The 23,693-nt window shown below is 56.4% G+C and carries 29 protein-coding genes; 22 read left to right on the forward strand and 7 right to left on the reverse strand.

Annotation, left to right across the window (positions count from 1 at the left end):
- Positions 1 to 313 precede the first annotated feature (313 nt).
- Entirely contained in the window at positions 314 to 784 is a 471-nt protein-coding gene (locus tag ACIP66_RS17450) for a DUF1289 domain-containing protein (RefSeq protein WP_053121344.1), read from the forward strand.
- 86 nt (positions 785 to 870) lie between these two features.
- Here ACIP66_RS17450 and ACIP66_RS17455 read toward each other — a convergent pair whose 3' ends face one another.
- Positions 871 to 1,734, reverse strand: a complete 864-nt coding sequence (locus ACIP66_RS17455; protein WP_053121342.1) for a universal stress protein — start codon at positions 1,732 to 1,734, stop codon at positions 871 to 873.
- Positions 1,735 to 1,892: 158 nt separating this feature from the next.
- Here ACIP66_RS17455 and ACIP66_RS17460 point away from each other — a divergent pair, with 158 nt between their 5' ends.
- From ACIP66_RS17460 to dapF, 9 genes are all read left to right on the forward strand, one after another.
- Positions 1,893 to 2,501, forward strand: coding sequence for a tRNA-(ms[2]io[6]A)-hydroxylase (locus tag ACIP66_RS17460; RefSeq protein WP_159814136.1), 609 nt, complete (start codon positions 1,893 to 1,895; stop codon positions 2,499 to 2,501).
- A 196-nt stretch (positions 2,502 to 2,697) separates the two neighbouring features.
- Positions 2,698 to 3,405, forward strand: coding sequence for a response regulator (locus ACIP66_RS17465; RefSeq protein ID WP_053121339.1), 708 nt, complete (start codon positions 2,698 to 2,700; stop codon positions 3,403 to 3,405).
- On the forward strand, positions 3,406 to 4,692 hold the full coding sequence (locus ACIP66_RS17470; protein WP_400649447.1) for an ATP-binding protein: 1,287 nt from the start codon (positions 3,406 to 3,408) through the stop codon (positions 4,690 to 4,692).
- A gap of 133 nt (positions 4,693 to 4,825) precedes the next feature.
- Positions 4,826 to 5,173 (forward strand): metalloregulator ArsR/SmtB family transcription factor, encoded by a 348-nt coding sequence (locus ACIP66_RS17475; RefSeq protein WP_400649449.1) that lies wholly within the window; start codon positions 4,826 to 4,828, stop codon positions 5,171 to 5,173.
- Between the two features lie 20 nt (positions 5,174 to 5,193).
- On the forward strand, positions 5,194 to 5,664 hold the full coding sequence (locus ACIP66_RS17480; protein ID WP_400649452.1) for an arsenate reductase ArsC: 471 nt from the start codon (positions 5,194 to 5,196) through the stop codon (positions 5,662 to 5,664).
- 9 nt (positions 5,665 to 5,673) lie between these two features.
- A complete protein-coding gene (gene arsH, locus ACIP66_RS17485; protein WP_400649454.1) occupies positions 5,674 to 6,372 on the forward strand; it encodes an arsenical resistance protein ArsH in 699 nt (232 codons plus the stop codon).
- 117 nt (positions 6,373 to 6,489) lie between these two features.
- On the forward strand, positions 6,490 to 7,752 hold the full coding sequence (locus ACIP66_RS17490; protein ID WP_400649456.1) for an MFS transporter: 1,263 nt from the start codon (positions 6,490 to 6,492) through the stop codon (positions 7,750 to 7,752).
- Between the two features lie 155 nt (positions 7,753 to 7,907).
- Positions 7,908 to 8,123 carry a DUF4287 domain-containing protein gene (locus ACIP66_RS17495; protein WP_212549220.1) on the forward strand — a complete coding sequence of 72 codons (216 nt, stop codon included), beginning with the start codon at positions 7,908 to 7,910 and terminating at the stop codon, positions 8,121 to 8,123.
- 42 nt (positions 8,124 to 8,165) lie between these two features.
- Positions 8,166 to 8,981 carry a diaminopimelate epimerase gene (gene dapF, locus ACIP66_RS17500; protein WP_400649460.1) on the forward strand — a complete coding sequence of 272 codons (816 nt, stop codon included), beginning with the start codon at positions 8,166 to 8,168 and terminating at the stop codon, positions 8,979 to 8,981.
- A 110-nt stretch (positions 8,982 to 9,091) separates the two neighbouring features.
- On the opposite strand, the gene ACIP66_RS17505 is transcribed toward dapF, so the two are convergent.
- Positions 9,092 to 9,565, reverse strand: coding sequence for a GNAT family N-acetyltransferase (locus tag ACIP66_RS17505; RefSeq protein ID WP_400649462.1), 474 nt, complete (start codon positions 9,563 to 9,565; stop codon positions 9,092 to 9,094).
- A gap of 785 nt (positions 9,566 to 10,350) precedes the next feature.
- Positions 10,351 to 10,497: a hypothetical protein gene (locus ACIP66_RS17510; RefSeq protein ID WP_400649465.1), complete on the reverse strand. Its 147-nt coding sequence runs from the start codon at positions 10,495 to 10,497 to the stop codon at positions 10,351 to 10,353.
- Between the two features lie 218 nt (positions 10,498 to 10,715).
- Between ACIP66_RS17510 and ACIP66_RS17515 the strand changes: the two genes are divergently transcribed.
- From ACIP66_RS17515 to ACIP66_RS17540, 6 genes are all read left to right on the forward strand, one after another.
- Positions 10,716 to 11,009 carry a GNAT family N-acetyltransferase gene (locus ACIP66_RS17515; protein ID WP_400649538.1) on the forward strand — a complete coding sequence of 98 codons (294 nt, stop codon included), beginning with the start codon at positions 10,716 to 10,718 and terminating at the stop codon, positions 11,007 to 11,009.
- Positions 11,010 to 11,446: 437 nt separating this feature from the next.
- A complete protein-coding gene (locus ACIP66_RS17520) occupies positions 11,447 to 11,806 on the forward strand; it encodes a DUF6124 family protein (RefSeq protein ID WP_400649468.1) in 360 nt (119 codons plus the stop codon).
- 139 nt (positions 11,807 to 11,945) lie between these two features.
- Complete coding sequence (locus ACIP66_RS17525; RefSeq protein WP_400649471.1) at positions 11,946 to 13,487, forward strand: phospholipase effector Tle1 domain-containing protein; 1,542 nt, start codon at positions 11,946 to 11,948, stop codon at positions 13,485 to 13,487.
- Positions 13,487 to 14,143: a DUF2931 family protein gene (locus tag ACIP66_RS17530; protein ID WP_400649473.1), complete on the forward strand. Its 657-nt coding sequence runs from the start codon at positions 13,487 to 13,489 to the stop codon at positions 14,141 to 14,143. Before ACIP66_RS17525 ends, ACIP66_RS17530 begins: the two co-directional genes overlap by 1 nt.
- An 11-nt stretch (positions 14,144 to 14,154) precedes the next feature.
- Positions 14,155 to 14,814, forward strand: a complete 660-nt coding sequence (locus tag ACIP66_RS17535; RefSeq protein WP_400649476.1) for a DUF2931 family protein — start codon at positions 14,155 to 14,157, stop codon at positions 14,812 to 14,814.
- A 27-nt stretch (positions 14,815 to 14,841) separates the two neighbouring features.
- Positions 14,842 to 15,498, forward strand: coding sequence for a DUF2931 family protein (locus ACIP66_RS17540; RefSeq protein WP_400649479.1), 657 nt, complete (start codon positions 14,842 to 14,844; stop codon positions 15,496 to 15,498).
- A gap of 592 nt (positions 15,499 to 16,090) precedes the next feature.
- On the opposite strand, the gene ACIP66_RS17545 is transcribed toward ACIP66_RS17540, so the two are convergent.
- Both ACIP66_RS17545 and ACIP66_RS17550 read right to left on the reverse strand, forming a co-directional pair.
- Complete coding sequence (locus tag ACIP66_RS17545) at positions 16,091 to 17,194, reverse strand: DNA alkylation repair protein (protein WP_400649482.1); 1,104 nt, start codon at positions 17,192 to 17,194, stop codon at positions 16,091 to 16,093.
- Positions 17,195 to 17,196: 2 nt separating this feature from the next.
- Complete coding sequence (locus tag ACIP66_RS17550) at positions 17,197 to 17,802, reverse strand: glutathione S-transferase (protein WP_400649484.1); 606 nt, start codon at positions 17,800 to 17,802, stop codon at positions 17,197 to 17,199.
- A 576-nt stretch (positions 17,803 to 18,378) separates the two neighbouring features.
- Between ACIP66_RS17550 and ACIP66_RS17555 the strand changes: the two genes are divergently transcribed.
- The 3 genes from ACIP66_RS17555 (at position 18,379) to ACIP66_RS17565 (ending at position 20,931) form a co-directional block, all read left to right on the forward strand.
- A complete protein-coding gene (locus ACIP66_RS17555) occupies positions 18,379 to 18,783 on the forward strand; it encodes a TraR/DksA family transcriptional regulator (protein ID WP_007907888.1) in 405 nt (134 codons plus the stop codon).
- A 607-nt stretch (positions 18,784 to 19,390) separates the two neighbouring features.
- A complete protein-coding gene (locus tag ACIP66_RS17560) occupies positions 19,391 to 20,614 on the forward strand; it encodes a methyl-accepting chemotaxis protein (RefSeq protein ID WP_400649540.1) in 1,224 nt (407 codons plus the stop codon).
- Positions 20,615 to 20,727: 113 nt separating this feature from the next.
- Entirely contained in the window at positions 20,728 to 20,931 is a 204-nt protein-coding gene (locus ACIP66_RS17565; RefSeq protein WP_053120974.1) for a hypothetical protein, read from the forward strand.
- Positions 20,932 to 20,937: 6 nt separating this feature from the next.
- Here the strand turns inward: ACIP66_RS17565 and ACIP66_RS17570 are convergent, their stop codons facing one another.
- A complete protein-coding gene (locus ACIP66_RS17570; protein WP_053120972.1) occupies positions 20,938 to 21,174 on the reverse strand; it encodes a DUF2789 family protein in 237 nt (78 codons plus the stop codon).
- A 49-nt stretch (positions 21,175 to 21,223) separates the two neighbouring features.
- Positions 21,224 to 21,475 (reverse strand): hypothetical protein, encoded by a 252-nt coding sequence (locus ACIP66_RS17575; RefSeq protein ID WP_400649489.1) that lies wholly within the window; start codon positions 21,473 to 21,475, stop codon positions 21,224 to 21,226.
- A 423-nt stretch (positions 21,476 to 21,898) separates the two neighbouring features.
- Here ACIP66_RS17575 and ACIP66_RS17580 point away from each other — a divergent pair, with 423 nt between their 5' ends.
- The 3 genes from ACIP66_RS17580 to ACIP66_RS17590 all read left to right on the forward strand — a co-directional run bounded on the left by ACIP66_RS17580 (position 21,899) and on the right by ACIP66_RS17590 (position 23,683).
- Positions 21,899 to 22,348 carry a hypothetical protein gene (locus ACIP66_RS17580; protein ID WP_053120970.1) on the forward strand — a complete coding sequence of 150 codons (450 nt, stop codon included), beginning with the start codon at positions 21,899 to 21,901 and terminating at the stop codon, positions 22,346 to 22,348.
- Complete coding sequence (locus ACIP66_RS17585) at positions 22,345 to 22,542, forward strand: hypothetical protein (protein WP_053120968.1); 198 nt, start codon at positions 22,345 to 22,347, stop codon at positions 22,540 to 22,542. Before ACIP66_RS17580 ends, ACIP66_RS17585 begins: the two co-directional genes overlap by 4 nt.
- 127 nt (positions 22,543 to 22,669) lie before the next feature.
- On the forward strand, positions 22,670 to 23,683 hold the full coding sequence (locus tag ACIP66_RS17590; RefSeq protein ID WP_400649492.1) for an ABC transporter substrate-binding protein: 1,014 nt from the start codon (positions 22,670 to 22,672) through the stop codon (positions 23,681 to 23,683).
- Positions 23,684 to 23,693: the final 10 nt, after the last annotated feature.

The raw sequence follows: 23,693 nt of genomic DNA on the forward strand, positions 1-23,693 counted from the left end.
CAGAATTACCGACCATTCCATACAGAAGCAGCTTTCCAAGTTTTACGCCTGCAGAACGGGGAGGTGATGAGGGTTGGCGTTGGGCTTTTCCCCGCTGGAAAAACCCTTCGCCAACACCGCTCTGAAGGAACGACTGTGCTCGTGACGCTTTGAAAACAGCTTCTAACGGACATTGGCGCCTTAAAAGGCTGGCTGATTCTACGGCAAAAAAAATTTAAAGGTAAGTTCACCCCTGAACTTTGAGGGGTGATGAATGTTAGACAAAGGGCTAACATGCCGACCTGTTCCGCGTTTCAGTGCCTTTGCCTACTTTATGCCCAATCAGACCATCAAGACCCCCTGCGTCGGCCTCTGCTCCACTGTTTACGGTGATCTGGTGTGCCGTGGCTGCAAGCGTTTCCACCACGAAGTGATCCATTGGAATGGGTACAACGAGGAGGAAAAACGTGCGGTGTGGTTGCGGCTGGAGCAATTGCTGTCACAAGTGATGGCGGGCAAGGTCGAGATTTTCGATTCGGCGCGCCTGCGCGAGCAGCTCGAACAGCGCAAGATCCGCTTCGTGCCGCATCAATCGGAATATTGCTGGGCGTATCAGCTGATTGCCCGGGGGGCGCGGGTGATCATTAATCTCGACGCGTACGGGATGGTGTTGCTGCCGGAGTTTCGTGACTGGAATTTGCCGGAATTGCGCGATGCCATTGATCGGGAATTTTTCCTGCTGTCGGAAGCGCATTATCAGCGCTACATCGCCCCCGGATTCCTCAAAGACGCCTTTGGCGCCTGAAGATCAAAAGATCGCAGCGTGCCGCAGCTCCTACATGGGAATGCGTCCTACCTGTAGGAGCTGCCGAAGGCTGCGATCTTTTGCACTTAATGCTTCACCGCCAACTCCACCAAATGATCCTCAACCTCCTGCGGTTTGAGTACCAGCACATCACTCTCCAGCTCATCCAGCACCACTTCCGCCGTATTGCCGATCAGCGCCCCCGACAACCCGGTGCGCGCCACCGTGCCAATCACGGTCACCGCTGCCTGCAGCTTGTGCGCCATAAACGGTATCAACACATCCGCCGGGCCTTCTTCGATGTGCAGATGCTCGTCATCAATATCAAATTCCGCCTGAAACGCCCGGCATTGCTCGCGATAACGCGCTTCGATGGTTTCGCTGAGCTGGAACGTCGGATCCGCCGCCGACAGCATCGGCGAGGGATGCGCCGCGATCACATGCAGATGCGCCTTGGCCAGGGCCGCGATGTCGTAGCCGTGATCAATGATCGTATTGTGCAAATGCCGGTGCTCGCCATCGGCATTGCCGACATCGACCGCCGCCAGAATCACTCGGTCTTTCCACGAGGTCGACGTTTTCACCAGCAGCACCGGGGTAGGGCAGTGGCGCAGCAGTTTCCAGTCCGCCGGAGTCAGCAGGGCTTTCTTCAGTGAGCTGTCCGGGAAATGCTGCTTGATCACCAGTCCGCAGCCCTCGGCCTGCTGCACATCGATGATGGTTTCGTGCAGGCTCTCGTTCCACGCCTGTTCGGTGGTGGCGCTGTAACCGTCCGCCAGCAGCGCGGCTTTGAGCACGCCGAGCATGCCGGCGTGGTCGTGCTTCTTGTCGCAGACCAGCAGGTGCAGATGGGCCTGGGTGACGCCCGCGATCAACTTGGCGCGCTTGAGCGCCAGGCTTTCCGAATGTTCGGGTTCGATGACCACCAGAATGCTGCGAATGGCTTGCATGAGCGGAGTCTCCAGCAAAGAAAAGGCACGGCGTTGCACAACTATAGTTGCTGCCAGAACGTGCGCGACTTGATGCATATCAACGCCAGCCGCTGGTGGTCTGCGGACAGGCCGGTATAATCGGCGCCCTTCGCTCGAACACCTTTACCGTGAGCCCCATGATCCTTCCCGAAATCCACGAATTCCTTGGCTGCCGCACCCCCGACGCGTGGGTTCAGGCCGCACTGGCCGATCAGGAGACCCTGCTGATTGACCATAAGAACTGCGAGTTCAAGGCCGCCAGCACCGCGCTGAGCCTGATAGCCAAGTACCATTCCCACGTCGACCTGATCAACATGATGTCGCGTCTGGCCCGGGAAGAACTGGTGCATCACGAACAAGTCATGCGCCTGATGAAGCGTCGCAAGATCGAACTGCGCCAGCTGCACGCCGGCCGATACGCGTCGAGCCTGCGCAAAGTGGTGCGCAGTCATGAGCCGGTGAAACTGGTGGATACGCTGGTGGTTGGCGCGTTTATCGAAGCGCGCAGTTGTGAGCGTTTTGAAGCGCTAGTACCGCATCTGGACGAAGAACTCGGCAAGTTCTATTTCGGACTGCTGAAAAGCGAGGCGCGGCATTTTCAGGGGTATCTGAAGCTGGCTTATCAGTACGGTGATGCCAAGGATGTTGAGCAGGTGATCGTGCGGGTTCGTGCGGCGGAGCAAGAGTTGATTGAATCGCCGGATGAAGAATTCCGCTTTCACAGTGGTGTGCCTGTAAACCGTTGAGATCAAAAGATCGCAGCCTTCGGCAGCTCCTACAGGGGAAACGCATTCCAAATGTAGGAGCTGCCGAAGGCTGCGATCTTTTGCGTGTGATTGTTAAAAACTCTTAAGAGTATGAAACATCACCGATAACCGGCTTCCGCCCGCGAATGCCGCCATAATGTCGACCACTTCACACATGGGTTGGCAGACGGTCGTTATGGATAACCTGGGTTTCGGCAAAGTCCTTCTGGTGGAAGACGACGAGCGTCTCGCGGCGCTGATCGCCCACTTCCTCGAACAACACGGCTACGAAGTGCGCACGGTGCACCGTGGCGATCTGGCCGTGGCCGCTTTTCTCGAATTCAAACCGAAAGTGGTGGTGCTTGATCTGATGTTGCCGGGGCAGAGCGGTCTGCACGTGTGTCGCGAAATTCGCAGCGTGTCGGACACACCAATCGTCATTTTGACCGCCAAGGAAGACGACCTCGACCACATTCTCGGTCTGGAGTCCGGTGCCGACGACTACGTGATCAAACCGATCAAACCGCCGGTGTTGCTCGCCCGCTTGCGCGCGTTGCAACGGCGTCAGGTGCCGGACAGCAGCGTGGTCAGTTCGCTGGAGTTTGGTCAGTTGAGCATCGACCGCAGTTGCCGCGAGGTACGTCTGGCCGGTGAGATCATCGAAATGACCACCATGGAATTCGAACTGCTGTGGCTGCTCGCCAGCGCCGCCGGCAAGATTCTTTCGCGCGACGACATCCTCAACCGCATGCGCGGGATTGCCTTCGACGGGCTTAACCGCAGCGTCGACGTGTACATCAGCAAACTGCGCAACAAACTCAAAGACAATCCGCGTGAGCCGGTGTGCATCAAGACCGTGTGGGGCAAGGGTTATCTGTTCAATCCGTTTGCCTGGGAGCTGTAGATGCTGCGCTTATTTCTCGGGCTGTTTCTGGTGATGACGGTGGGGCTGGTGCTGGCCTTGCAAACGGTCGAGCACACCTTTAACGCCTTGCTCGACAATCAGATGCAGGCCTACAACCGCGAGGCGGTGCGCGGTCAAGCGTGGTCGCTGGTCGAGCACATGCGCGATCAGCAAGGCGAAGCGCGCGAGCAGCAGCTTGAGGCGTTGCGCCCGCATTATGGTCTGTCGCTGGGGCTGATCGAGGCCGATCAGTTGAAACTGAGCGACGAAGAGAAAGCCGAACTTGCGCAGAATCTGTTGGTGATCCGCGACAACTACACGCAGTTCATTAGCAACATTGACGGTGGCTCGCAGTTGCTCAGCATCAAGCTGCCGCCCGAGCCGAGCCTGATGCCGTTCTACATCACGGCGGCGTACATGATGCTGGCGGTGCTGATCGGCATCGTGTTGTTCTTCTGGGTGCGCCCGCACTGGCGCGATCTGGAGAAGCTGCGGCTGGCCGCCGAGCGCTTTGGCGATAACGATTTGTCGGTGCGTATCCAATTGTCGAAGCGCTCGAACATTCGTGATCTGGCTGAACACTTCAACCTGATGGCCGCGCGTATCGAAGGCCTGATCGCCAATCAACGCGAGCTGACCAATGCGGTATCTCACGAACTGCGCACGCCGATTGCGCGGTTGTCGTTTGAGCTTGATCAACTGAAGCAGCAGCCGGACGCCAGCCAGAGCCGTGAGCTGATTGCCGACATGTACGCGGATCTTGGTGAGCTGGAGGAAATGGTCTCGGAGCTGCTGACTTACGCCAGCCTTGAGCGCGGTGCGACGGTGATCAAACGCGAGAACATTCAGGCGACCAACTGGCTCGACAGCGTGGTCGGCAGCGTCGCGCTGGAGGCGGAAGCGGCGGGCGTGCAGTTGCTGATTGGCGAATGCCGGCTCGACACGGTGCGCATCGAACCACGGTTTATGGCGCGGGCGGTGATCAACCTGCTGCGCAATGCGATTCGCTATGCCGAGCAAAAAGTCGAAGTGACACTGGTGCGCACCGGGGATTATTACGAGGTGCGGGTCAACGACGATGGGCCGGGGGTTCCGCTGGAAGGGCGGGAGAAGATTTTCGAACCGTTCTCGCGGCTGGATGCCAGTCGGGATCGGCGCACGGGTGGATTTGGTTTGGGCCTGGCGCTGGTGCGGCGCGTGTCGCAATCACATGGCGGGCAGGTTGAAGTGGGGGAATCGGTTTGGGGTGGGGCGTCGTTTCGGATGACGTGGGCGCATCTGGATTGATTCGCGGTGGTGGTCAGGGCCTCTTCGCGAGCAAGCCCGCTCCCACAGGGATTTTCGGCGCGCTTAATATTCTGGCTTGATTAATATATGGTAATCCGTATATTCGGTTTTCCATATGTGTCGAGGCCGCCCGATGATCAGCCCCACCGAAGTCTTCAAAAGCCTGGCCGATGAAACCCGTGTCCGCGCCATTCTGCTGATCGCCAGTCAAGGTGAGCTCTGCGTCTGCGAGCTGATGTGTGCGCTCGAGGACAGCCAGCCAAAAATCAGCCGCCACCTCGCGCAACTGCGCAGCAACGGTCTGCTGCTCGATCGCCGGCAGGGCCAATGGGTCTATTACCGCCTCAATCCGGATCTGCCGGCGTGGATTGGCGACATCCTGCAAGTGACGGCCAAGGCCAACACCGAGTGGCTCAAGGACAACGCCACACGCCTGCACAACATGGATGGCCGTCCCGTGCGCGACGCCGCTTGCTGCTGAATTTTCTACCGGAGCAACCCATGCGAATCCTGTTTATGTGCACGGCCAACAGCTGCCGCAGCATCCTCTCAGAAGCCCTGTTCAATCACCTGGCACCCGCCGGATTCGTAGCCGTCAGCGCTGGCAGTTTCCCGAAAGGGCAGGTGCTGCCGCGCAGTCTGACCACGCTGCAACAGGCCGGCATCGCCATCGACGGCCTGCACAGCAAAGGCAACGACGTCTTCGAAGATAACCCGCCCGACATCGTCATCACCGTCTGCGACAAAGCCGCCGGCGAGACCTGTCCGGTGTACTTCGGGCCGGCCCTCAAAACCCATTGGGGACTGGAAGATCCGTCCGAAGTGAACGGTGACGAAGCCGCGATCAACGCCGCTTTCCACGCCACCCTCGCGCGCATCGAACTGCGCTGCCAAGCCTTCCTCGAATTGCCCTTCGCCCGACTCAGCCGCGAGCAACTGCAACGCGAGCTCGACCGCATCGGCGCGCTCTAAGGAGAACTCATGTCCGACCATTTGCCCAACCTCGACCCAAGCCTGTTCGACGACGTCAAACCCTCGACCCCGGGCGAACACAAACCGCGCATCCTGCTGCTCTACGGCTCAACCCGCGAGCGCTCCTTCAGCCGCTTGCTGGTCGAAGAGGCCGCACGCCTGCTCGAACACTTCGGCGCCGAAACACGCATCTTCAATCCTTCCGGTTTGCCGTTGCCCGATGACGTCCCCGTCGATCATCCGAAAGTAGAAGAACTGCGCGAGCTGGTGCTGTGGTCGGAAGGGCAGGTGTGGTGCTCGCCGGAACGTCACGGCTCCATGTCTGCCGTGTTCAAGGCGCAGATCGACTGGATCCCGCTGGAACTCGGCGCCGTGCGCCCGACCCAGGGCAAAACCCTCGCGGTGATGCAAGTCTGCGGCGGTTCGCAGTCGTTCAACGTGGTCAACCAATTGCGCGTATTGGGCCGTTGGATGCGCATGTTCACCATCCCCAACCAATCCTCGGTGCCGAAGGCCTACATGGAATTCGACGACGCCGGGCGGATGAAACCTTCACCGTTCTACGACCGCGTCGTCGATGTGATGGAAGATCTGGTGAAATTCACGCTGTTGCTGCGTGGCCAACAAACGCATCTGGTCGACCGCTATTCCGAACGCAAGGAAAGCGCCGAGCAATTGATGAATCGCGTGAATCAGCGTTCTATCTAAACTCGCCCGGCCAGTTGAACGTAGCCGGCCCATGCAACTAAGTTCTCGCGCCACAGGTCACTCACTCAGCGGAGGTTGATTCAATTCCCACGACCTCGAACATTGAAGACGCTGCCCGTGGCCACACACCTCGATCGTCGCAACAACCTGTCACTCGACAGCCTCAACTTTTTCCTCGCGGACGTGCGCGACGGGCTCGGCCCCTATCTGGCGATTTACCTGCTGGCGGTGCATCACTGGGATCCGGCGAGCATCGGACTGGTCATGACCATCGCCGGCATCGCCGCGCTCGTCACGCAAACGCCGGCGGGCGCGCTGGTCGATAACACTTGGCGCAAACGGGCGATCATTGCGATTGCGGCGCTGCTGGTGACGGGCAGTTGTCTGTTGCTGCCGTTCGTGACGTCCTTCAGTCTGGTCGCGTTGACCCAAGCCCTCAGCGCCGTCGCCGCCTCGATTTTTGCGCCGGCCATTTCCGCGATCACCCTCGGCATTACCGGCCCGCGCGCCTTCACCCGCCGTACCGGGCGCAACGAAACCTTCAACCACGCCGGCAACGCCTGCGCGGCATTGTTGGCCGGGGTGTTCGCCTACCTGTTCGGCCCGGTCGCGGTGTTCTATCTGATGGCGGCGATGGCGATTGCCAGCGTCATCGCCGTCTCTTTCGTTTCGCCCAAAGCCATCGACCACGACGTCGCGCGGGGCCTCGATCCCGGCGGAGCAGGGCATGGCACGCAACCGTCGGGGCTTTCGGTGCTGCTCAAAAACAGGCAGCTGCTGTTGTTCGCCATTTGCTGTGCGCTATTTCACTTGGCGAATGCTGCGATGTTGCCGCTGGTGAGCCAGAAACTCGCGCAAGCCAATTTGCAGATGGCCACACCGTTGACCTCTGCCTGCATCGTCGCGGCGCAACTGGTCATGGTGCCGGTCGCGTTGCTGGTCGGGGCCAAGGCCGATGTCTGGGGACGCAAACCGCTGCTGCTTGCTGGCTTCATGATTTTGCCGTTGCGCGGTGTGCTCTACATCTTGTCCGACGACCCTTATTGGCTGGTTGCGGTGCAATTGCTCGACGGCATCGGCGCGGGGATTTTCGGCGCGCTGTTTCCGGTAGTGGTGAAGGACCTGACGTTGGGTACCGGGCACTTCAATGTCAGTCTGGGCGCGCTGTCGACCGTGTTTGGATTGGGCGCGGCGTTGAGTAATAGTTTGGCGGGGTTTGTGGTTCAGGCGGCGGGGTACAGTGCGGCGTTTTTGACGTTGGCGGGGGTGGCGGCGGTGGCGTTGGTGTTGTTGTGGGTGGCATTTCCGGAGACGTTGCTGCGTTCAATGGTTGAAATGAATGATCGGCAAAATGAGAGGCCTCCAGCTACTGTGCCTTGAAGATCAAAAGATCGCAGCCTTCGGCAGCTCCTACATTGATCGTGTGCAGGAGCTGTTGAAGGCTGCGATCTTTTGATTCTGGCGGCCTGAAAGCGCCAGAATCAGGTAGATTCTTCGGCAGCTTTATTGATGAATATTCACAGGGAGGCACCACCATGAGCGAAGACAACAAAGTAAAAGGCCCGGCGTCCTACTTCCCCTCCATCGAAAAGAACTACGGTCAGCCCATCGACCACTGGCTCAACCTGCTCGCCGGCCACACCGACAAAAAGCATATGGAACTGGTCGCCTGGCTCAAGACCGAACACGGCATGGGCCACGGCCACGCCAACGCACTGGTCGCGCATCATCTGGCCAACAGCAAAAAGTGAGGGCAGTTCTCATTCACACGACACACAGCCAAGGCGCCACCGATGCCGCTCAGCTTCCATAAAATGCACGCCAACGGCGACGACTTCATCCTCGTCGACGCCCGTCACAGCGCCAACCCGATCACCAGCGCAATTGCCCAACGACTGGGCGACCGCCACCGAGGCATCGGCTTCAACCAACTCGCCGTGCTGCTCGACTGTATGGACGCCGATGCCCGACTGGAATTCTGGAACGCCGATGGCTCGGTGCTCGACGTTTGCGGCAGCGCAACCCGTGGCGCTGCCGACCGATTGATGCGCGAGGCCAGCCGCAAATCGATCACCCTGCGCACAACGCGCGGCCTGCTCAATTGCGAACGCACACCCAGCGGATTGATCTCGGTCGACATGGGTGAGCCGCTTTTTCACTGGATGGACATTCCGCTGGCCGAGGCACACGACACGCTTGCATTGCCACTGCCCGGCAATCCAGTCGCGTGCAGCATGGGCAATCCGCATTGCACATATTTTGTTGATGACCTCAGTAAGGTCGACATCGCCGCGCTTGGCCCGGCGATTGAAAGCAATCCGTTGTTTCCTCGCAAAACCAATGTGCACTTCGTGCAGGTGATTGATCGTCAGCACATTCGCTTACGGATCTGGGAGCGTAACGGCGGTATTCCGCTCGGCTCCGGTTCATGCGCCTGCGGTGCAGCGGTCAACGGCATCCGCAAAGGCCTGCTCGATCAAAACGTCGAAGTCGAATGCGACGGCGGCAGCGTTCACGTCCATTGGAACGGCAAAGGCAGCGTCACCCTCAGCGGCCCGGTAGAACCGATCTACTCCGGCACAATTCCGGATGGCCAACTAAAACCCTAAAGCTGCTGCGAAATTGCTGCTTATGCTGGTCGGCCAAACGACGCGGGGGAACACCCTTTGATTATGGGCGAGGTCGTTGACACTTAAGAGCTCTGATCCAACCCGAGCATTCATGTGCCGCGCTTTAGGTTTTTCTGCATGAATGCATTCTGAAGCGTTATTCCCCTACGGATCGGAAATCCTCGTCGCACTACATGAAAACCATGCAATTCAAAGAACGGTTCAGCAGTCATGCTTACATCTGACGTGAGTTCGTCAATGCCAAGAAACCTGGCTTCTTCATGAATTCGGTTCATGAGTAAGGTGCCTATTCCTTTCCGAGGATGAGTACCCGACACGAAAAAGTGGTCGATGTAACCGTTCGGTTGAAGGTCGGCATAGCCCACTATTTTTCCGTCTGACTCGGCAACGAACGGGCGAAGATTTCGAAGGTGCTCCGCCCATAGCGCCTGATCAAGATCAGCAGGGGCCCAAGCATCTATTTGATCGACAGTGTAATCGCGTGACGCAATTGTATGAATTGCAGAGTAAAAAACTTGTAACAACGCAATCTCATCCCCGATTCTGAACTTGCGAATCTCCATAGTTTACTCGTGAGGCGTCCGCGAAAAACGAGGAGTCTGCCATACCTTGAAAAAATCGGAAATAAACGATCTCAGGTTCCATAGGAACGAGTGAGTGGTCGCTTTGGATCGCTCTCTACCGGTCATGACCACGCAGCGTGATGGTCAAATAGAATGCAAATGATTGGTCAGATCGAATGCAAATGGTTGGGCAAGTCCGTGCAGTTATTAAGTTGCCAATGGCTGCGATTTTTGATCCTGAACACGATCCCCTGTAGGAGCGAGCCTGCTCGCGATGACGTCGTTTCGGTCAATAGATAAAATCGTGAGTGGCCTAAAACGGCAAAACATCTATCGTTCCAAACGATCCACCCATGTAGTGAGAAAAAATGGACACACTCAACGACAGGAAGCGCGCACCAGAAGTGCATAAGGCGTGGCAATCGCTCACAAACCATATGCTCAGCACCCAATCAGTGCACCGTGTCGAACATCTGTTTTCAAAGAGTCACACGACCACCGTACCGCCGAGCGCAGGCGTTTACGCATTCTGGTGGGTTGGATGCCGCGATCAACTAATGCGCGCGAATCGGCATATCATTCTGAAGGGCCCCGGTGGTTCTGACGTCAATGTGCATTACCACGATTGGTGGCCGACTGATGCACCGTACCCTTGTTTATATGTCGGTAAGGCGACCAATTTACGGCGTCGGCTGGGGCAGCACCTTTTGCGCGCGTCCGCTGGCCGCGCGCACCCACCCTTAACGGGGAACAATAAGGCAAAGCCTCGAACGTCCTCATGCCAGTTACGATTTGGCATCGAGCACGTTTTCCCACGTGAAGACGCTCCCCTGACATTGATAAACAACAACGTCGGTTTTTCCTGGTGCGATGAGTTTCCGGATAACGCAGTCGCCGAGCGTTTCTTTGCCGAAGACAGGCTTGTCGGGCATCTTCGTCCGTGGTTCAACATTGACTCAGAGCGTTGACACTATACGACTGCCCTTCTTTAAAAGGCTGGATATGAGTCTGTTTTTATAAAGGATAGATTTATGTCAACTACCCCCTCGCGCTTGAATTACAGACAACCCCGGCACGCAGATCTGCCTGCTGTGTTCGCGGTTTTCGGCGATGGATCGACGCCCCTGATCGCATACTGGGGTTTGCGGGCATCGCGGCTCATGACTATCTCGGTAAACGGGTAATAAACCTCGGATATCGCTTCGCCGTCGAGGCATGGGGGCACGGTTATGCGACAGAGGCTGCTCAAGCGGCATTGATCCATGCATTTGAAAACCTTTGTTTGCCAGAGGTCTTTGGACTGGTCAGGCCTGATCATGAAGCGTCAATCAGGGTTCTGGAGAAAATAGGAATGTGCCGCTTCGGTGTGCTGGACGATGTGCCGGGCCAAGCACCGAGCGTGGTGTTTAGGGTTCAACGAACACTGTCTATATCTCGCCAATGATCCATTAGGTGTAGTCGCCGAAGAAACTGCGTCGAGAGTAAGGATCAGTGACGTTTATCAATTGGATCATTCCCCGTTTAAACGGAAAAAGCGCGCCTGTTTAACCGAAGCCTCCAGTAACCACCCAAGCCCTACAACGCCTTGCGCCTTTGCCTACGACTAAGCCAGAATCGCCCGGCTTGTGCGTCTGGCGCTCACTCCGTACCTTGATTCCTGTCACTGCTCATCAGTGAACGGGTCTGCAAGCCCGCCGGAAAATCAGACGCATAGCCCTGCCAAAGGACGCGTGATCGTGTCCACTCAATGGCGGCTTTGTGCGGGAGACCTTAGGGTCTGCCGGGTTCCTGGTTTCCCGGTCTTGCAGACCCGCGCATAGCTGCCACCCATCATCTGCAAGTGATGCCGGTAGCTCCTAGTGAACAATCAGGAGTTTCACCATGTTCAAAGTAACCCCCAACCCACCCGCAACCGACACCACATCCCCCTACGAATCCCTGGACTCGAAAAAACTCCACGAAGCCGCCGAACGCGCCCTCGACCACTACCTCGGCCCCGCCGACATCATGGCCAGCACCAACGAACCCGAATCCATGTTCCTCGCCAACCCGGCGTACAACACCGAATCCCTGCTGGCCAACGCCAGCGAATCCCTCGGCTGCGCCACCACCATGCTCAACGACTTCGCAGCCGTTCTGAACACCTCGCATCGCAAGACATTGCTCGGCATCGCTCAGGTCGTGATGCTCGGTGAACTGGCCGTCAACCAAGCGCTGGACAACGTCGAAATCGCTAAATAGCCAGCCACCCGGTCGAGGAGGAAACCCTCCTCGACACACGGTGTCTGACGGTGGCTGGCACAGGGCCACGCCTTGCGCCCCCCGGCCTCGACTGTCACCCTTCGGGCCGTTCTTCAAGGATCAGAACAAGGAATCATGGATGAGTGGATACGTTCCCAACCCGCCTAAAAACTACCGCTACGAAGAAGCCAAACCCGTCGATATTCATGCCCAGCGTTGGGCTGAGTATGAGAAATATGGGAAAGCGCCTGCGCCTGAACCTGAGAAAATCGGGATCGCGTTGAGGATTGGGGTTTTCTTTGATGGGACGGGTAATAACGCGAATAACACAGCGGCTGGCTTGCTGTGTGGCGCGCAGCATCCGATTGCGCCGCAGGATATTCCTGCGAGTTGCAAACCGTATATGGGGGATCCGGATAGTAGTTACGGAGCCGGCCTCACCAATGTTAAGAAATTATATTCATTGTACAAAAAGGCCCAAAAAACTGAGGCTGATGGTTCCTTTAAATATCTCTCACGCCCCGTCTATGTCGACGGCATCGGCACTGAGAGCAATGAGAAGGACAGTGTATTAGGTGCTGGAACGGGGCGGGGCGATACGGGTGTCGCTGCACGGGTTCAGTCTTCGTTCACTGAAATCAAACAGATTATTGAAGAAGCCCTGCAAGACAAACCCAATTGTGAAATAACCTCTCTGACTTTCGATACATTTGGTTTCAGTCGTGGAGCCGCAGCTGCTCGGCATTTTTCAAACGAAATCGTGCGTGGGAAACGCGGGCCATTAGGTGATTTGCTTAACGGCTATTCGAGCGAATTCAGTGGCAGTTTTGATAGCCAGTACGGAAATGGCATCAAAATGGGGTTTGTCGGGCTATTCGATACGGTGCCTTCCATCGCCGGTTTTACTAACTTTGGTCGAGTGAAAAGTGCTATTGCGCCAGGTGTGAGGCTTTATCTGGATCGTAGATTTTTTAAGGATGTTGTACACCTCGTGGCGCGTGATGAATGCCGCGCCAACTTCGCGCTCAGTCGAGTGAAGCCTGATCACCCGGAATATACATTTCCCGGTGTTCACTCGGATATCGGCGGCAGCTACTTAGACGAAGTCGAGGAGTGCGTGCTAGTCAGCCCTATGCAAACACTCGCGGTTTCTGTATTCACTGATGTCACCACCACGTCGATCTATCATGATGCTGCGCGCGTGAGAAATGAGTGGATCGCAAAGGGATGGCCCGCCCAACTCCTGGAAGTTGTCACTCCCGCGGCAATTGAATTACTACAAGAACATCAGGACAGACTTTCTCCCGGACAAAAGCGTGTGTACGCAGCGGTTCAACTCAAACGGCCAGTCAGTGGCAAGCTCTCAAGGGTTTACCTGAGAGTCATGCATCAACTTGCAAAAGAAAAGGGTGTTGATTTCATCGACATTCCCGAAGATGACGAGCATTCCGTTCCACAGGAGTTGCAGGAATTATGCGACCGTTTTGTCGCCGGTGACTACAGCACGACTCCCGAAGAGGAAGAATTGCTGAAACTGAAATATATCCATACCTCCGCAAACTGGAATTATCCCCTCGGAAGACAAGATGGCAGTGGCATCGAAGCTGTTTACATCAATGCTCCGACGGAAAACTCGATTCGAGTGCAACACCCACACGTACCTGATTGGAAGCTTTGGTAATGAAAGCAATGATTGCACTGATGGGCGTTTTACTTTTGGCGGGTTGTCAGACTGGAGGCAGTCAAACCGGCGAAAACGACCCAAAATCTCCATGGTGGGAAATGGGATTCATTGAGCCGGACTATATGAAAGTTTGGGTAGAAGACAGCTCAGTTCTTGATATCAACAACAGAGTGTTTTTCAGAGCGGGTGGAAGTTCAGCGGCTGGAGGTGAGCCGGAGGATGGCATGGAGTCTGCCCGTGGTTGGGGGCCTGTTAGCGGATCCGGGATTTCAGTAACCGGTGCCGATCTTCCAAAAATGATCTTTGTGCGCTGGCAGTCCATCTCCGAGCAGAAAACCTATAAAGGATTCATAGAGATTCCAGAAGAAGCGAGGCAACTGATGGTGAAGTCAACACATCAGCGCTGCCCGAAAACACCCGAAAGAGACGCGCGGTACAAGGCAACGCTTTATGTAGGTCTAGCGCCGGGAGGAATACTTCAAGCTTGGGTCAGAGACTCGTGCCACCGTCCAGTCAAGGTGGCTAGAGCTCAAGGCGAAATTGAACCGCTAGGCCCCGAACAGGGGAAGAACGGTGGTCGCTATGCCTATCCAGTGAGCGAAAAAGCCAAGCGTTATATCGACCAGTACGGTATCCCGTACGGGAGTTGGTGAGCCGTACATTAATGAAGAAAATTATTTATCTGCTAGGCGCGATTTCCATTACTGGCTGCCAATCTGCTGATTCGCTTTCAGCAAAAAATGACCCGAAATCTGAATGGTGGGAGCTGGCGTTCACTGAACCGGACTATATGAAAGTTTGGGTAGAGAACAGCTCTGTGCAAGACATTAATGGCAAGATTTTCTTAAAGGTTGGCGGCGGCACCGCTGCGGGCGGAGAGCCTGAGGACGGAACAGAGTCAGCCCGGGGTTGGACTGGGGGAGTCGGGGGCAGTGGCAGGAGAGTAGTGGGGGCAGATTTGCCCGTTCGGATATGGGTTCGCTGGCAATCGATCGTCGAACAGAAAACGTGGCAAGCCTGGGTAGATATTCCAGAGCAGGCCAGGCAGTTGATGGAGCAATCCGTCAACCAACGTTGTCCGCAAGCCCCTGATCAAGAGGCCAGATCTATGGCATCGGTCTACTTAGGTCTAGCTCCCGGTGGTGTCGTGCAGGTTTGGGTAAGAGACTCTTGTAATCACCCGGTTAAAGTCGCGCGAGGGCAGGCCGAGATCGAGCCTCTGGGGCCGAGCCAAGGAAAGAACGAAGGACGTTATGCTTATCCGGTAAGTGAAAAAGCTAAGCGCTATATCGAAAAATTCGGGATTCCTTACGGTAGCTGGTAGTCGTTACAAGTGATTGGAAGCTTCGAAATGAAAGGATTCGTGACACTGCTGGGCGCATTACTTCTGGTGGGATGCCAGTTGGCAGGCCCCGAGACTGGCGAAAACGACCCTAAGTATCCTTGGTGGGAGTTGGTGTTCGTGGAGCCGAACTACATGAAAGTCTGGGTCGAGGACAGCTCCGTCCAAGATATTAATGACAGGGTCTTTTTCAGGGCTGGTAAGAGCACTGCCGCCAGTGGACAACCAAGCCTGGAAGCCGAGTCGGGCCGAGGTTGGGGCGTCGTAACTGGATCCGGAATGCCGTTGATTGGCGCCGATTTGCCCAAACTCATCTTTGCGCGTTGGCAGTCCATAACAGAGCAAAAAACCTACAGGGGTTTCATTGCCATTCCAGAGGAGGCGAGACAACTGATGGTGAAGTCGACGCACCAGCGCTGTCCAGAAACACCTGAGAAAACCGCTCGATTCATGGCGTCGCTTTACGTAGGGCTCGCCCCAGGCGGTGTGCTTCAAGCGTGGGTCAAGGACTCATGTCGAGAACCGGTCGTGGTCGCTAGGGGGCAGGGCGAGATTGAACCGCTAGGCCCGGAGCAGGGAAAGCATGGTGGCCGGTATGCGTATCCCGTCGGTGAAAAGGCGAAGGCATATATCGACAAGTACGGTATTCCGTATGGGAGTTGGTAGTTTGCGCGTTCCTGAATAGAACGCTTTACGAGCTCCCCCCTCATTCGGTTTTCGGAGTGACGGACTATCATCGGTTCACGCTCTGTGGATTCTGAGAAAGCAATTTTGAGAATAGAAAGCACTACACGCTTTGACGATGTCGACCACGAAGTGGGTTATGACTACCGTGGTTTCAACTACGTGATTCGGAATGAATTGGAAGAGTTTGTCGTCAGGATTTACGACGACGAGTCGGATAAGGCAATAGTGGTGCGACCGACTACGATGTCGACAAACAACCGCCTCAGTATGCTGGTTGAATTCTTACAATCGGTGCTCGCCGTGTCTGCGATCTCCCTCTACAAGGGTGAGCGAGGGATTTATGTCGAGATAGATCTCGATAGCTTAATATTCAAAAAATAAATCTGTTCCCATGTTCATCATGGGAGAAAAAATCATCTGCTAAAAACCGTATCTCTCCACCGATGTCCATCTACGCAAAGACTGTTGATGGCAATGCGATCGTTTGGCTATAGGGGTCGCAGGCTTGAGGTTGCAAGCCATTGGTACATACGGGAGCTGATCCGGGCGCTCATTTCAATCATGACTTTCCTTAAACAAGGATTTCAAACTCACTACTCCCCAAAACCTCCCCATTAACCATCACCCAAACCCCATGCACCCCACCAAAATGCTTCCGCGTCGTAAAATCCTTAATCACCTGCCTCCTACCCACAACCAACTCCTCAAACCCCACCAAATCCACCACCTTCAACTTAAAAACCTTCCGCGAAACCCCGCCATTCGCTTTCATATAGTCAATCGCATAATCAATCACCAGCCGCTGTTCAAGTGCCACCGTCGACTTCACCGAAAACGATAAACCAATCGCATCCCCCAACCTCACAACACCCGGCTCAACCCGCACATCGATCAACTCAACCTCAGCCTTCTTCCCCGCACCAATTACCGCCAACGCGCGCATATCCCCCTGCTTAATCAAACTCCTCAGCGCATGCTTGGCAATCCAGGCTGTATGCTTTTCCTCCAGCGACCACCCCTCAATCACGTCCAGCACCCAACCCGGATGTTCCTTCGTTACATCATTGAAATGATTTGCCACGGACTTGCGCACGTACAAACTCTCGTCCGCCTTCAACCGATCCAATATCCCCGCCGCTAAATTCGGATTCGCCTGCACCGCTTCCAGTCGAAACGACCAGGGCAGGCGAGGGCGGCTGCCTTCGCTGGCCAGGCGGCGTACATGGTGATTTTCATCCAGCGCCCAGTCATGCATCAGTTCCAGCGAGCGTTCCAGGTCACTGCGCAGAAAGTGGCGGATGGCGAATTCAGAAGAGCCAAACGTGGTGAAGTACTTCAGCGCCTCCATCGAGGTATCGAACGCATGTCCGCCATAGCTGGCGACATAGTGCGGCAGGCACATGCTGACGAATCCGCTATTCAGTCTCGGAGCAAGTTCAAACAGCACTTCGAGGGAATCTTCGTACCCGAGCGGCAAAACAGCGTGCAGGCTTTCGCTGACGCGGGCCATGCGCTGCATCACCGATAATTCGGCGAGTCCTTGATTGGCATGTTTGAGAAACGCTTTGGCTTTGAACGCGGGGTACACCGTGCTCATTTCGTCGGCGATGTGTTGCAGGCGTTCGGCGTTGAAGATTTCTTTGAGCGCGGGTGCGGCGGTGTCGGTTGTGCTCATGGTCAGGTCATCGGGGTGTTGATGAAGGCTTCGAGGCTTTCCGCGTAGGCGGTGTATTGGGCGATGCGCGGGTAGCGGTGGTTGTCGATCTGGTCGGGCACGACGAGGCCGGTGAAGCTCCACGCGACCGCGAGGCTGATGCCATCCTGGGCGAGCGTGCCGTCGGTGGGCAGGTGGTAGGTTTCGAGTTGTTTTTCGAGGGCGGTGAAGGCGGCGGCGAGTTGGCTTTCGACGCGTTCGACCCACGGTTGGTATTGGATGTCGGCCGGGCGCAGGTTGCGTTCGTAGTAGAGCTGCACGGCTTTTTCGCAAGCGGCGAGGCTGAGGCCGATCAGGCGCAGGGCTTGGGCGCGTTGGCTCAGGTCTTTCGGCAGCAGGGTTTTGCCGGTGGCGGCTTCGAGGTAGTCGAGGATGAGCGTGGAGTCCATCAGTACGACGCCGTCGTCGAGGATCAGTGTCGGCGCTTTGACCACCGGGTTGATCTGCTGGAATTGTTCGAAGTGGCGGAACACCGAGACCGACTCGTGTTCGAGGACGATGCCCAGGCGCTTGGCGGAGATCGCCACGCGCCGCACGTAAGGGGAGTCGAGCATGCCGATCAGTTTCATGACGCGTTCCTTCAAGTCGAACCGGTGGGAAGGCATAACCTAGCCGAGCTTGAAGCAATTGTCAGTCGCCGAAGTCTACCTGTTGGTGAATTCGTCGACCCTGATCCGCTCGCTTTGCGGGCGCCTGTCGCTGGCGATGCGTTTGGTGCAGATCTGTACTGGATATGGGCAATCCTTCAGATCTGTTCTTTTATATGGACGGCAGCGCCCCTGAATCCGGGGGGATGCGAAGGCTACAGGGCGGTTCTGAATGAAAACTCTGGCGGTCGAGAGTCATCGGTCGCAGGTCTTCGTTAGCCGTTTGTCTTCTATATACAGCCGCTCGATTGAATTTCTTGCTATAAACGCACTCCGAGTACCGCCATGAAGCCTGTGTCAGAGCAGTTTCCAGGCTTTGTCGGACGAATTCGCTGGATTTTCTGTTGCTGAGGTCGCAAGTCGGCCTTAGACTGCCGCCCCTCGTAAATTGAGTGCCGGGTGGCATTTGCAATAAACGATGCCTTTTCGACGGCCGCACGCGGTTTGCCGAAACGCTCCCTAATTCGCCTTAATGCACGTTTTTTTATAGAGATATCAATGACAAAGGACAAGTTGCTGGCCATGCCGGCAGATGACTACATGAATGCCGAGCAGCACGCTTTTTTCTCTGAGCTGTTGCAGAACATGAAAGTCGAAACCCACGAGCGCATTGAGCAAAATCGCATCGCCATCGAAAGCCTGGACACTCCGGCTGATCCGGCGGACGCGGCTTCGGTTGAAGAAGAGCGCACTTGGCTGGTGAACGCGATCGATCGCGACCAGCGCATGCTGCCGCAACTGGAACAAGCCCTTGAGCGCATCAAGGAAGACAGTTTTGGCTGGTGCGACGACAGCGGCGAGGCCATTGGCCTGAAGCGTCTGCTGATCAGCCCGACCACCAAGTACTGCATCGAAGCTCAAGAGCGTCACGAGCAGATCGACAAGCACCAGCGTCAGGCTTGATGCTGTGCGGTGACCCATGAATGTGGGTCGCCAGCAAAAGATCGCAGCCTTCGGCAGCTCCTACACGGAGATGTCGGGGCTGCGATCTTTGCTTTTGCTCGTCCGCAACATTTCCCGCCGATTCATTCGCCTGCTGCAAGACCCCACGACTAACGGACCATAGATAATGGCGTTGTAGTGGCGTTTAATGCAGTCACAACAATGAAAACAAGCGTGGGGTGATGATATGACGAGAGATGGATCTCTGGTTGGGGCTCTGCCTGCACCAGTGCTGTTGCCGAAAAACCGCTGGCTCGCACCGACCCTGCAAAGCATCGCCCTGATGCTGTTGTTGGCCGGCATGACCCTGGGTGAGTGGTCGCTGTACCTCGCAATGCCGTTGGCGGTGCTGATTGTCTGGCTGCCGCGCCTGCGTTCCCGAGCCGTCCCCGCTGCACAGCCTGCCGATTCCGGCAGCGCTATTTCTGAATTGACCCGCGACCTTTCCTACACGACCAGCCATAACGCCTTGTCGGCGGCCGGCGTTGCCTTTTCGGTGAAGGAACTGGCGAGCAAACTCGAATCGCAACTGAATGCCGCCGCGCAAATCGTCAGCAACGCCGAAGTGATGATCGCCACTGAACACGCGACCTCGCAACTCAGCCGCGAAGCGCTCAGCGCTGCCAGCGAAGCCCATCACAGCAGTGCGGCGGGGCGCACGCAATTGCTCGATTCGATCTCGCGCATGCACCAACTCAGTCAACGCGCCAACGCCAGCCGTGAGTTGATCGAAGCCTTGAGCGTGCGCAGCGATGACATCCAGCGGGTGACGCTGGTGATTCAATCCATCGCCAGCCAGACCAATCTGTTGGCACTCAACGCCGCCATCGAAGCAGCCCGCGCTGGCGAACACGGGCGCGGTTTTGCCGTGGTCGCCGATGAAGTGCGTGGACTAGCAGCGCGAACCGCGTCGGCAACCGGCGAAGTCGGCGAGATGGTTGCCGACATTCAGCAACGCACCGCGCAAGTGGTCGAGCAGATTCGCGAGCTGTCCAGCGACCTGCGCACCGGCGTCGAGCAGGTCGAGCACACCGGTCAGCACCTGGAAAACATCGCGCGACTGGCCGCTGGCGTGGAAACCCAGGTCGGCGAAATCGCCCGAGGCGCGGAAACCAACCGCGAGCAACTCGACAGTCTGTTCAAAGCCATCGAGCAGATGCGCAGCGATCTGGCGATCAGCGATCAACAAACCCGCCGCCTCGCCGACGCCGCTGTGCAGATGGAAGGGCAGGCGGAAACCATCAGCGAACGGCTCGCCGAAGTCGGCCTCGATGACTATCACCAGCGTATCTACGACCTGGCGCGCGAAGGCGCTAATCGGATTGCTACGCAATTTGAGGCCGATGTAGATCAGGGCCGGGTCAGTCTGGAGGATCTGTTTGATCGCCATTACCAACCGATCCCGAATACTCAACCGGCGAAATTTCAGACCCGTTTCGATCGCTACACCGATCAGGTGCTGCCCGCGATTCAGGAGCCGTTGCTGCCGCGTCATGAAGGGCTGGTCTTCGCCATTGCCTGCACGCAACAGGGCTATGTGCCGACGCACAATCAGGCATTCAGTAAGCCGTTGACTGGCGATGCGCAGGTCGATGCGCTGAACAATCGCACCAAACGCAAGTTCGCCGATCGCACCGGGATTCGTTGTGGCAGCCATCAGCAACCGGTGCTGTTGCAAACCTATACCCGCGACACCGGTGAGTTGATGCATGACCTGTCGGTGCCGATCATGATCAAGGGCCGGCATTGGGGTGGTTTGCGTCTGGGCTATAAACCCGAAGGTGCGCGCTGAGCGATTGTTACCTTTGCTGCAATGAATCTGTGCACGGCCGTTGCTGTTTCCTCCCGTAGAAAACCATTAATCTAACTACGTAGTTAGCTAGCTAATGATTTTGGGAGGTCAGCATGCAGTGCAGAGTTGATGTCGCCGTGATGATCGGCAGCGGTGTGCCCGAGGGTTTGCGCGCGATGGGGCAGAGCGTCTGCTGGGTGGTGTTATTGAATGGAGAGCGGCGCGGCACCGCGTTCGCCAGTCGCGATGAAGCGGAAGAGTGCAAGGCCGCATGGCTTGCAGAATTACAAGCCAAGGCGGGTGACAGCCTGCACTGATCGGTTTTACTTGCCGCGGTGCAGGCGTACGTTCAATTCATCGACCATGACCGCTTCATCGCCGTCGGCACGTAACCATTCCTTGAGCAATTGCGCTTGTTGTGGCGACCAGAAGTCGGCGTCGATCAATTTGACGTCCGCAGGCAGCGGATGGGCCTCGATGAAATCGTCGATAGCGGAGCCTTCCGAAGGCAATCCCAGTTGGTCGAACAGGGTCGTCAGATTGTTTGCTGTCAGTTCCATCGTATGCTCCTTGGTGTGGGCGCCGGGGTGACGCAATCGAACACTCTCTTTATCTGAGGCAGTCGTTCGCCAGGAGTTCGATTTTCGATTCAAGTGATCGGGCTAGCGCACAGGCTTCGTTATGGTCTTCGCGGAAACCTCTTACACGACCCGTCGATTTTTCCTTGATGTGAAAAAACGAGTTGCCAGCCGGTACCACTTGAAAACGAGGTGTCTGATCATCTGGTGTGGTGATACGCAGGATCAGCGGCGATGTGGTGCGTGCATCAGAGGGCAGGGCAAAGTGGGTTAGAGTACACATATGAAGTCCTTTTCATCGTTCGACCCCTATTTACAGGTCGTTTCGGGTAGTCGTAATGAGCATTGCTGCTCTAGAATCGCCAATACCTGTTGACGACGGGGGTTATCTAAAGCAATTTTTCATTTGCGATATGTCGGAAAAGTGCTTTTTTTCGTGAGAATTTTCCCTAAAGTTCGTAGTCAGTTTTATCTGTCGGCCACTGAGGATTTTTCCTTCAAGCTCTGGCGACAGTTGAGGCAAGTTTCGCGAGTGACATTCCAGTAGTCTAAGAACCTCGCGAACGATGAGCTGTCTGCTCGCTTCGGACTTTTATTTGAGTTATTTGGCAACACTGTCGGCCTGGCCGTTTTTTTGCCGTGCGCGTTTTCCGTGTGCGGCTTTTTCAGATGTGGGGATGTTTCTTTGGCAGTCAGTAACCTCGATATGCATGCTTTGTTCGTGCTGGGTGATTTGCGCGCGAAGCTGGTCAAGCTGTTTCAATCGCGTTTTGTTTACATCACCGAGCAGAGCGCCGAAGGCATTTACGTCGCCGAAATCGACACCGAAAGTGCCTTGGTGGTCGATGACAAACCCGGGCTCAAGCTCAAGGTTGGCGATCATTTCAGTGCGTCGGTCTTGCCCAGTCGTGAAGGCGGCAAGATGGACATCCGTTTTCGCGAAATCAAACTGACGGTCTATGGCCTGGGCGATTACGCTTTTGTCACGACGGCTGATGGCCAGGCGATTCTGTTCAAAGAAGGCCACAGCGTAGTCACGGTGTTCGCCGCCAATGAGCAACTGCAGGAAGGCTTGACCAAGACACTGAAAGCCGTCACCGCCAAAGCCGCCAAGTGGCGCAAGGGCGAACTGGTGACGTTCAAGGCCAGCGAGTGAGCCGGGCGGACTTCCACTCGCAGAACCTCGACACGGCGCGCGAGGAAGCCCAGCGTTTGTACGCGGCGAAGGCGCCAATGCAGGGCGCCTGGCTGGGCTGGGTGGCGTCGCAGATCTACACCTTGCGGCCGGCGGAATACGCCGCCATGGTCAGACGCGAGCTACAAAGCTTGCAGGAAAAATCTGAAACATAACCTCGACCGGATCATCTACCTGAAAACACTGGAACCTCGGCTACAGTCAGTTGACTGAGTATTCAGAGGCTTGCGGTCTTCTGTCAGGCCATCCTGCCAATGCTGTGAACAGCACGAGGGGTAATAGATGAACGGATTTCGACGGTTATTGGCCGCCAGCGTGGCGACATTCGGGATGCTGACGTCGGCGCAAGCGGTGATGGCGGCCGAGACGCCGATCCATTTCGCTGACCTGAACTGGGAAAGCGGCAGCCTGATCACTGATGTGTTGCGCATTATCGTCGAGAAGGGCTACGGGCTGCCGACCGACACGCTGCCCGGCACCACCATCACGCTGGAAACCGCGCTGGCCAACAATGACATTCAGGTCATTGGCGAGGAGTGGGCCGGGCGCAGTCCGGTGTGGGTCAAGGCTGAGGCGGAAGGCAAAGTCGTCAGCGTCGGCGATACCGTCAAAGGCGCCACCGAAGGCTGGTGGGTGCCGGAATACGTGATCAAGGGTGATCCGGCCAAAGGCATCAAGCCGCTGGCGCCGGACTTGCGCAGTGTCAGTGACCTGAAAAAATACAAGGACGTGTTCAAGGATCCGGAAAACCCGAGCAAGGGCCGGTTCCTCAACAGCCCGATCGGCTGGACCTCGGAAGTGGTCAACAAGCAGAAGCTGACGGCGTACGGGTTGCAGGACGACTACACCAATTTCCGCAGCGGTTCGGGCGCGGCGCTGGATGCCGAAATCAGTTCGTCGATTCGTCGCGGTAAGCCGGTGTTGTTCTACTACTGGTCGCCGACGCCGCTGCTGGGCAAATTCAAACTGGTGCAACTGGAAGAGCCGGCGTTTGATGCCGAAGCGTGGAAGACGCTGACGGATGCTGATAATCCCAATCCAAAACCGACCCGTTCGCTGGCTTCGAAGCTGTCGATTGGCGTGTCGACGCCGTTCCAGAAACAGTATCCGCAGGTTACCGAGTTCTTCAGCAAGGTCGATTTCCCGATTGAGCCGTTGAACAAGGCGTTGGCCGAGATGAGCGAGAAGCACACGGCACCACGGGAAGCGGCGGTGGCGTTTATGAAGGCGCATCCGGATGTGTGGCAGGCCTGGTTACCGAAGGATGTGGCTGAAAAAGTATCCGCAAGTCTATAGCCGACGCGAT

The organism is Pseudomonas sp. NPDC088429 (assembly GCF_044753305.1).
Lineage (GTDB): Bacteria > Pseudomonadota > Gammaproteobacteria > Pseudomonadales > Pseudomonadaceae > Aquipseudomonas > Aquipseudomonas rustica.

What these genes read in the sequence shown, in the direction of transcription:
- arsH (WP_400649454.1), top strand. Translation starts at nt 5,674, where the DNA reads ATGTCCGACCATTTGCCCAACCTCGACCCAAGCCTGTTCGACGACGTC.
- ACIP66_RS17535 (WP_400649476.1), top strand. Translation starts at nt 14,155, where the DNA reads ATGAAGAAAATTATTTATCTGCTAGGCGCGATTTCCATTACTGGCTGC.
- ACIP66_RS17495 (WP_212549220.1), top strand. Translation starts at nt 7,908, where the DNA reads ATGAGCGAAGACAACAAAGTAAAAGGCCCGGCGTCCTACTTCCCCTCC.
- ACIP66_RS17510 (WP_400649465.1), bottom strand. Translation starts at nt 10,497, where the DNA reads ATGCCCGACAAGCCTGTCTTCGGCAAAGAAACGCTCGGCGACTGCGTT.
- ACIP66_RS17580 (WP_053120970.1), top strand. Translation starts at nt 21,899, where the DNA reads ATGCATGCTTTGTTCGTGCTGGGTGATTTGCGCGCGAAGCTGGTCAAG.
- dapF (WP_400649460.1), top strand. Translation starts at nt 8,166, where the DNA reads ATGCCGCTCAGCTTCCATAAAATGCACGCCAACGGCGACGACTTCATC.
- ACIP66_RS17525 (WP_400649471.1), top strand. Translation starts at nt 11,946, where the DNA reads ATGAGTGGATACGTTCCCAACCCGCCTAAAAACTACCGCTACGAAGAA.
- ACIP66_RS17460 (WP_159814136.1), top strand. Translation starts at nt 1,893, where the DNA reads ATGATCCTTCCCGAAATCCACGAATTCCTTGGCTGCCGCACCCCCGAC.
- ACIP66_RS17540 (WP_400649479.1), top strand. Translation starts at nt 14,842, where the DNA reads ATGAAAGGATTCGTGACACTGCTGGGCGCATTACTTCTGGTGGGATGC.
- ACIP66_RS17575 (WP_400649489.1), bottom strand. Translation starts at nt 21,475, where the DNA reads ATGTGTACTCTAACCCACTTTGCCCTGCCCTCTGATGCACGCACCACA.
- ACIP66_RS17505 (WP_400649462.1), bottom strand. Translation starts at nt 9,565, where the DNA reads ATGGAGATTCGCAAGTTCAGAATCGGGGATGAGATTGCGTTGTTACAA.
- ACIP66_RS17480 (WP_400649452.1), top strand. Translation starts at nt 5,194, where the DNA reads ATGCGAATCCTGTTTATGTGCACGGCCAACAGCTGCCGCAGCATCCTC.
- ACIP66_RS17545 (WP_400649482.1), bottom strand. Translation starts at nt 17,194, where the DNA reads ATGAGCACAACCGACACCGCCGCACCCGCGCTCAAAGAAATCTTCAAC.
- ACIP66_RS17530 (WP_400649473.1), top strand. Translation starts at nt 13,487, where the DNA reads ATGAAAGCAATGATTGCACTGATGGGCGTTTTACTTTTGGCGGGTTGT.
- ACIP66_RS17555 (WP_007907888.1), top strand. Translation starts at nt 18,379, where the DNA reads ATGACAAAGGACAAGTTGCTGGCCATGCCGGCAGATGACTACATGAAT.
- ACIP66_RS17560 (WP_400649540.1), top strand. Translation starts at nt 19,391, where the DNA reads ATGATCGCCACTGAACACGCGACCTCGCAACTCAGCCGCGAAGCGCTC.
- ACIP66_RS17465 (WP_053121339.1), top strand. Translation starts at nt 2,698, where the DNA reads ATGGATAACCTGGGTTTCGGCAAAGTCCTTCTGGTGGAAGACGACGAG.
- ACIP66_RS17475 (WP_400649449.1), top strand. Translation starts at nt 4,826, where the DNA reads ATGATCAGCCCCACCGAAGTCTTCAAAAGCCTGGCCGATGAAACCCGT.
- ACIP66_RS17455 (WP_053121342.1), bottom strand. Translation starts at nt 1,734, where the DNA reads ATGCAAGCCATTCGCAGCATTCTGGTGGTCATCGAACCCGAACATTCG.
- ACIP66_RS17590 (WP_400649492.1), top strand. Translation starts at nt 22,670, where the DNA reads ATGAACGGATTTCGACGGTTATTGGCCGCCAGCGTGGCGACATTCGGG.
- ACIP66_RS17520 (WP_400649468.1), top strand. Translation starts at nt 11,447, where the DNA reads ATGTTCAAAGTAACCCCCAACCCACCCGCAACCGACACCACATCCCCC.
- ACIP66_RS17565 (WP_053120974.1), top strand. Translation starts at nt 20,728, where the DNA reads ATGCAGTGCAGAGTTGATGTCGCCGTGATGATCGGCAGCGGTGTGCCC.
- ACIP66_RS17470 (WP_400649447.1), top strand. Translation starts at nt 3,406, where the DNA reads ATGCTGCGCTTATTTCTCGGGCTGTTTCTGGTGATGACGGTGGGGCTG.
- ACIP66_RS17550 (WP_400649484.1), bottom strand. Translation starts at nt 17,802, where the DNA reads ATGAAACTGATCGGCATGCTCGACTCCCCTTACGTGCGGCGCGTGGCG.
- ACIP66_RS17450 (WP_053121344.1), top strand. Translation starts at nt 314, where the DNA reads ATGCCCAATCAGACCATCAAGACCCCCTGCGTCGGCCTCTGCTCCACT.
- ACIP66_RS17570 (WP_053120972.1), bottom strand. Translation starts at nt 21,174, where the DNA reads ATGGAACTGACAGCAAACAATCTGACGACCCTGTTCGACCAACTGGGA.